This is a genomic window from Nocardioides sp. (assembly GCF_025964975.1).
Lineage (GTDB): Bacteria > Actinomycetota > Actinomycetes > Propionibacteriales > Nocardioidaceae > Nocardioides.
The window spans coordinates 1-5,428 of record NZ_JAOPXV010000154.1; the positions used below are offsets into that span (position 1 = coordinate 1).

Annotated in this window: 8 protein-coding genes; 3 read left to right on the plus strand and 5 right to left on the minus strand. The window is 70.8% G+C overall.

Annotated features, from left to right (window positions below; translation table 11 throughout):
* Positions 1–382, minus strand: a 382-nt coding sequence (locus JWN68_RS11955) for a hypothetical protein (protein WP_297739020.1), incomplete at its 3' end; no start/stop codon positions are given.
* Positions 379–1,311, minus strand: a complete 933-nt coding sequence (locus tag JWN68_RS11960; RefSeq protein WP_297739021.1) for an aldose 1-epimerase family protein — start codon at positions 1,309–1,311, stop codon at positions 379–381. The genes JWN68_RS11955 and JWN68_RS11960, both read right to left, overlap by 4 nt.
* Before the next feature lie 35 nt (positions 1,312–1,346).
* Between JWN68_RS11960 and JWN68_RS11965 the strand changes: the two genes are divergently transcribed.
* A complete protein-coding gene (locus tag JWN68_RS11965; RefSeq protein WP_297739022.1) occupies positions 1,347–2,300 on the plus strand; it encodes a GNAT family N-acetyltransferase in 954 nt (317 codons plus the stop codon).
* Here the strand turns inward: JWN68_RS11965 and JWN68_RS11970 are convergent.
* From JWN68_RS11970 to JWN68_RS11980, 3 genes are read right to left on the minus strand one after another with little or no spacing between them, the layout of a single operon-like run.
* Positions 2,282–2,830 (minus strand): 4-amino-4-deoxy-L-arabinose transferase, encoded by a 549-nt coding sequence (locus tag JWN68_RS11970; RefSeq protein ID WP_297739023.1) that lies wholly within the window; start codon positions 2,828–2,830, stop codon positions 2,282–2,284. The genes JWN68_RS11965 and JWN68_RS11970 overlap by 19 nt on opposite strands.
* A complete protein-coding gene (locus tag JWN68_RS11975; RefSeq protein ID WP_297739024.1) occupies positions 2,820–4,034 on the minus strand; it encodes an amino acid deaminase/aldolase in 1,215 nt (404 codons plus the stop codon). The genes JWN68_RS11970 and JWN68_RS11975 overlap by 11 nt, the downstream gene beginning before the upstream one ends.
* Complete coding sequence (locus JWN68_RS11980) at positions 4,031–4,471, minus strand: hypothetical protein (protein WP_297739025.1); 441 nt, start codon at positions 4,469–4,471, stop codon at positions 4,031–4,033. Before JWN68_RS11980 ends, JWN68_RS11975 begins: the two co-directional genes overlap by 4 nt.
* A gap of 17 nt (positions 4,472–4,488) precedes the next feature.
* On the opposite strand from JWN68_RS11980, the gene JWN68_RS11985 reads away from it, so the two are divergent.
* Positions 4,489–5,004 (plus strand): SseB family protein, encoded by a 516-nt coding sequence (locus JWN68_RS11985; protein WP_297739026.1) that lies wholly within the window; start codon positions 4,489–4,491, stop codon positions 5,002–5,004.
* A 135-nt stretch (positions 5,005–5,139) separates the two neighbouring features.
* On the plus strand, positions 5,140–5,428 hold a 289-nt coding region (infC, locus tag JWN68_RS11990; RefSeq protein WP_297739028.1), incomplete at its 3' end, for a translation initiation factor IF-3.

The following is a 5,428-nucleotide window of genomic DNA, read 5'->3' on the forward strand; positions in this document are numbered from 1 at the left end:
TGTGCGCCTTGAACTCCTGGCCGACGTCATAGCGCTGCCCCTGAAGCGGTTCGCCGTACGCCGACGGGACGCCGGTCAGCTCGTGGAACCTCGCCTCGACGGTGCGCGCGAGTGGATCGCGGTGATCGAGGTCGCAGGTGCTGCTGGTGCGGAAGGAGTCGTCGCCGTGGGGATCGGCGATCGTCGATGGTCTGACGCAGTAGTCGATGCGTTCGATGAGTGCCTTGCAGACTTCCGTCTCGAGGAAGCCGTCGAGCACGAACTGCTGGACCTCCGGTGAGGCCGCCGTGCGGATGCCGGGGATGCTCGCGAGTCGGTCGCCCGTGCCGTGGGCGCCCGAGCCACGCAGATCGACGATGTCCGTGTCAGCCGTGCCGGTCACTCGGCCGACACGGCCCGGATGCCCCAGGTGACGGACAGCTCGTCAGCCGGCTCGCCGGCCGGGGCGAGCGTCACGAGGTCCGTCCCGGAGTTGAACGCGTCTGCGGGAGCGGTCATGGGCTCGACCGCGAGCGAACGTCGCTCCTTGCCGGGCACGTCGTCGGCGCTGTAGAGCAGGAGCCACGCGATGTTCTCGCCCACCCACAAAGCGACGCCCGGCCCGCCTCCCGGACGACGCAGGGTGGCCGTCGCGACCCCGTCGACCCGCTCCAGGTCGCCGTACGTCTCGTTGAAGGCCACGGTGCCGACGGCCCTGCCCTCCCGGAAGTCGTGCGCCTCGTCGACCGGCACCGTCGAGGTCGGGATCAGCCGGTCGTCGCTCAGGGTGCGGGTGCCCGCGGGGAGCGTGAGCTCGAGCTGTTCGAGGGCGCCGTTGGCCGGAGTCCCGACACACAGGTAGGGATGGGCGCCGCAGGCGTACGGCGCAGGCTCGCCGGCGAGGTTGGTCGCCGTCTGCGTCACGGTGAGCCCGTCGGCGCCGAGGTCGTAGAGGACGTGCAGGTCGACCGTCCACGGATAGCCGGACTGCGCCATCACCCGGTAGACCAGCGACACCGAGTTGGCCGTGTGCTCCTCCAACGTCCAGGCGGCCCAGCGGGCGAGGCCGTGCGAGGCGTGGGACCGCTTGGGCTCGGTGAGGGCGAGCTGGTGATCATGACCACCGAAGGAGAACCGGCCGTCTCGGATCCGGTTGGGCCACGGCATGAGCAGCTGCCCGCGCCCGCCGGACGACATCTCGTCGAGCGCGAAGCCGTCGACGAGGGGGCGACCCGAGTACGACAGGACGCGCAACGCGGCACCGCTCTCGGTGACGACGGCGGTGTAGCCGGCGGCGGTGATCTCGTACTGCTCACCCGAGGGGGACGTCATGATCCCCACCCTAGGCACGCCCTAGGGTTCGCTCCATGCGCCTCGACCCACGACCCATCACGACGGCCGACGCGGAGGCCCTGGCCCAGCTGATGGCACGCATCGCGAAGGACCACCCCACCGGGTTCGAGCTCGCCGCGCGCGAGGTCGTCGAGCTGATGGGGGACTACCCCGGCGTCATCGTCGACGGCGGCTGGTTCGCGGGCGGGCTGGTGGCCTACACCGCCGTCCTGCCCAGGACGGCGGTCGACGGAGTGCACCCCTTCCTGTTCTTCGGTGACGTGGACCCGGCGCACCTCGGGCAGGGTTTCGGCACCGTGATGTTCGAGCGGGCCCTGGCCGCAGCGCGTGCCGTCCACCAGCAGGACGCCCCCGACGAGAAGGCGAGGTTCAGCACCCGGGCACTCGACGGCAGGTCCGACCAGGCCGACCTGTTGAGCAGCCACGGATTCACCCTCGACCGGCACAACTTCCTGATGGTCTCGACCTTTGACTCGCTGCCGGAGCCGGTCCTGCCCGACGACCTGGCGCTGAGCGCCTTCGACCCGGCCGACTCCGACGAGCTGCGGGCCGCCCAGAACCTCGCCTTCCGCGACTATCCCAGCTACAGCGACATCGACGAGGCCAACTGGACCCCGTTCATGATCACCGCCACACACGCCCGCCACGACCAGTCCTTCGTGCTGCGTGACCCCGCGCGCGACAACGCCGTTGCGGCCTACGTCTTCACGCACGAATACGCGCTCGCGCCGTCGGGGGAGAAGGGTCGAGAGGCCTACGTCGCCTACGTCGGCACGCTGCCGGACTACCGCGGGCGCGGGCTCGCGACCAACCTGCTGGCGCACACGTTGCACGCCTGCAAGGCAGCGGGCTTCGACACCTCCAGCCTCGACGTCGACACCGCCAACCCGACGGGGGCGCTGGGGATCTACGAGCGGGCGGGCTACTCGGTCCGCTACCGGCAGGACAACTACGCGCTCGTGGAGTAGACCAGGTCGGCCCGCTCCCGGGTGCGTTCACGCACATGGAGGGCAGCTTCGTCGTCGAGCCACTGCTCCCACTCGGCGCGCATGTGGTCGCCGTCACGGGCGAGGCCGCGGGCCAGGCGCACGTCAGGGGCCGCCTCGATCCAGACGAGGGTGGTGATCAGGTCGTCGTACGCCGAAGCGCCGCACCCGACCCCGTCGATGACGAGCAGCGGGGCCGGCTCGACGAGGTGGGTCTCGGCCCACTGCGACGCGTGCCAGTCCCATCGCCGCCAGGACGACCTCCGACCGTCGGCCAGTGGCCGCAGCACTGCGTCGATGGTCGCCCCGAGCGCTGGCAGCGCACCCCAGCCGCCGAGCAGCTCGTCGGCATGAATCACCGGCGCCCCCGTCAGGTGACCCAGGGAGGCGGCCAGCGTCGTCTTGCCGGCACCGGCCAGGCCGTCGATGCAGATGAGGCGCCCAGATCCCAGCGTCGGCTGGGCGGACAGTGCGTGCGCAAGGGCCTGGCTCGCCCAGTCCTCAGAACGCATGACCGAGGCCGCGGTAGGTCGCAACCCCCTCGACGATCTCCTCGCCCTGCACGAGATGGGCTGTGTTGACGTGCTCGAAGAGCTCACCGGACTTCGCGTGCCGGAACCACACCAGATCGCCGATGCTCAACATCGCTGCCGGGTGGCCGGTCAGGGGCGTCTGGACCTCGCCGGCACCCTCGAGCCCGATGAGGTGGAGCCCGGGGGGAGCCCACGGGACCGGTGCCCGGTCGTCCCGGACGGGGCCGGACGCGATCAGGCCGCCTCCATGGACCGTGGCCAGCGTGGGCGACGGCTTCCGGCTCACCCGCAACCCGAAGAAGGCCGCCGGCCGGGGGGCGAAGGACTGGTAGTGGTCGAACAGTCCCGGGACCAGCAGTCCCGAGCCGGCAGCGACCTCGGTGACAGCGGGGTCTGCGACGGTGCTCTCGACCGACCCCGAGCCTCCGGCGTTGAAGAACTCCAGCGCGGCGACCTCCGCCAGGACCTCGGCGATCTCGCGGCGGCGTACGGCGAGCTGCGTGACCGAGACCTGCTTGAGCCGGCGCACCACCATCGACCGAGCCCGTTGCCCGGGCACGTCGTCCGGGACGCCCGCGACCTGGCCCTCGTAGGTCATCACCCCCACCAGTCGGAAGCCCTCGCGGGCCGCGACGGCCCGCCCGAGCGCACCGACTGCGGCGGGGTCGTAGAGCGGTGACCGCTTGGGACCGACGTGCTGGTTGCCGAGTCGCAGACCGGCGTCGACGTCGAGGGCGACCCGGATCTGCACGGCGCGGGACGTGCGCATGGAGTCGACCACGTCGAGGTGGGCGAGGTCATCGACCATCAGCGTGATCGCGGCCGCTGCAGTGGGGGAGGCGACCAACTCGGCCAGCGCCCCACGGTCGAGGCTCGGGTAGCCGACCACGATGTCGTCAGTGACGCCCAGCTCGTGCAGCACCAGCGCCTCGCGCAGCGTGAACGCCAGGACGCCACGAAAACCGGGGAGGGCAAGGGCGCGCTGGATCAGCGCCGGGACGCGCAGGGACTTCGACGCGACCCGGATCGGCTTGCCGCCCGCCCGTCGGGCCAGGTCGGCGGCGTTGGCGTCGAAGGCATCGAGGTCCACGACCACCAGGGGAGTGGCGAGGTGGTCGGGGTGCCGGGAGACGGCCGCGTTCAACCTGGCCCAGAGGCGGTTGCGCGCGACGAAGTCGCTCACGTGATGCCTCGCCGCTTCAGCATCGCCTCGATGTCGGCCAGGTCGTCGTCCACGACCGGCGAGCCACCGCCACCCTTGGTGGAGCTCGCCTCGGAGAGCTGGGCAGGGCGCTCACGGGCCGGCCGGCCGCCGTGGGCGAGCTGACGGTCGCGCAGCACCCCGGCCAGCACGATGAGCACGACGCCCAGACCCGCCAGCCCGATCCCGGTCCACGTGATCGGGTTGAGGACCAGGCCGGTCGCCCAGTCGGTCACGGAGCCGGCGATCTCGGTGAACATCTCGAGCGTGCCGGTCAGCCAGGCAGCCACCGGCAGCAACGTGAGGCCGAGGGGCCGCATCGCAGCGAGGGCACCGCGACGCCGGAAGGACACCCAGGTCCAGGCGAGTCCCAGCAGGGTCAGGGTCGCGGCGAGCGCCGCCCAGGTTGCCTCGTCCACGGCCACAGAGTTGCACAGTGGACAATGGGGTGGTGGAGCGACTCATCCCCGACCCGGGCTTTGCCGGCGACACCGGCACCGCCGACCCGGCCCTCGCGGCCGCACTTGCGGCGTACGCCGAGGGCGAGACCACCCACGGCGACGCGCTGCTGGTCCTGCAGGACGCGCGCTTGCTGGTCCCGGTCGTGGCGATGCTGGGTGAGGTCGAGATCGACGAACGGGGCCTCGCCCACGACAAGACGAGCGACATGGCCGTGGTGCTCGTCCGGCGCCCTGACGGTCGAGTCGGGCTGCTGGCCTTCACGTCCACCCACACGTTGGCACGCTGGAACAGCGAGGCCCGGCCCGTGCCCGTCGCTGCCCGTCTGGCCGCCAGGGCGGCCGTGCAGGAGGAGGCGGCAGCCCTCGTCATCGACATCGCCGGCCCTGCGACATACGTGATCGAGGGCGACGATCTGACTGCCCTGGCAGCTGGATGGCGGCTGACCCCGCTCGGAGACGGGACCGCGTGGATTGGCCCGGCGCCGGAATGATCGGCTAACCTTGGGTGTTGACCGATCAGTCCCGCTTGCGGGACCGATCCACCAAGCGGAGACAGCAGGTTCGTCTCCCACCCGCACCGACCTCGCGGTCGTCGGGTTCCGGTCCGGACCGGGTCCTCGATTTTCGTGGACCCGATGCTGGCTTCCGCTTGGACAAAGTGGGAGCCGGTTCTTCATTTCAGCGCTGTCTCCTCCTGGTCCACACACACCCAATCCACTGGAGGACACATCAGCACCGAGCTGCGCATCAACGAGCGGATCCGAGTTCCGGAGGTCCGTCTTGTCGGGCCCAATGGCGAGACGGTCGGCATCGTGCCGACCGATCAGGCGTTGAAGCTTGCCCAAGTGGCAGACCTCGATCTGGTCGAGATCGCTCCCCAGGGCCGGCCGCCTGTCTGCAAGCTCATGGACTACG

Bases quoted from the DNA above. Each gene is read 5' to 3' on its own strand.
- JWN68_RS11970 (WP_297739023.1), bottom strand. From the start codon at position 2,830: ATGCGTTCTGAGGACTGGGCGAGCCAGGCCCTTGCGCACGCACTGTCC.
- JWN68_RS11960 (WP_297739021.1), bottom strand. From the start codon at position 1,311: ATGACGTCCCCCTCGGGTGAGCAGTACGAGATCACCGCCGCCGGCTAC.
- JWN68_RS11965 (WP_297739022.1), top strand. From the start codon at position 1,347: ATGCGCCTCGACCCACGACCCATCACGACGGCCGACGCGGAGGCCCTG.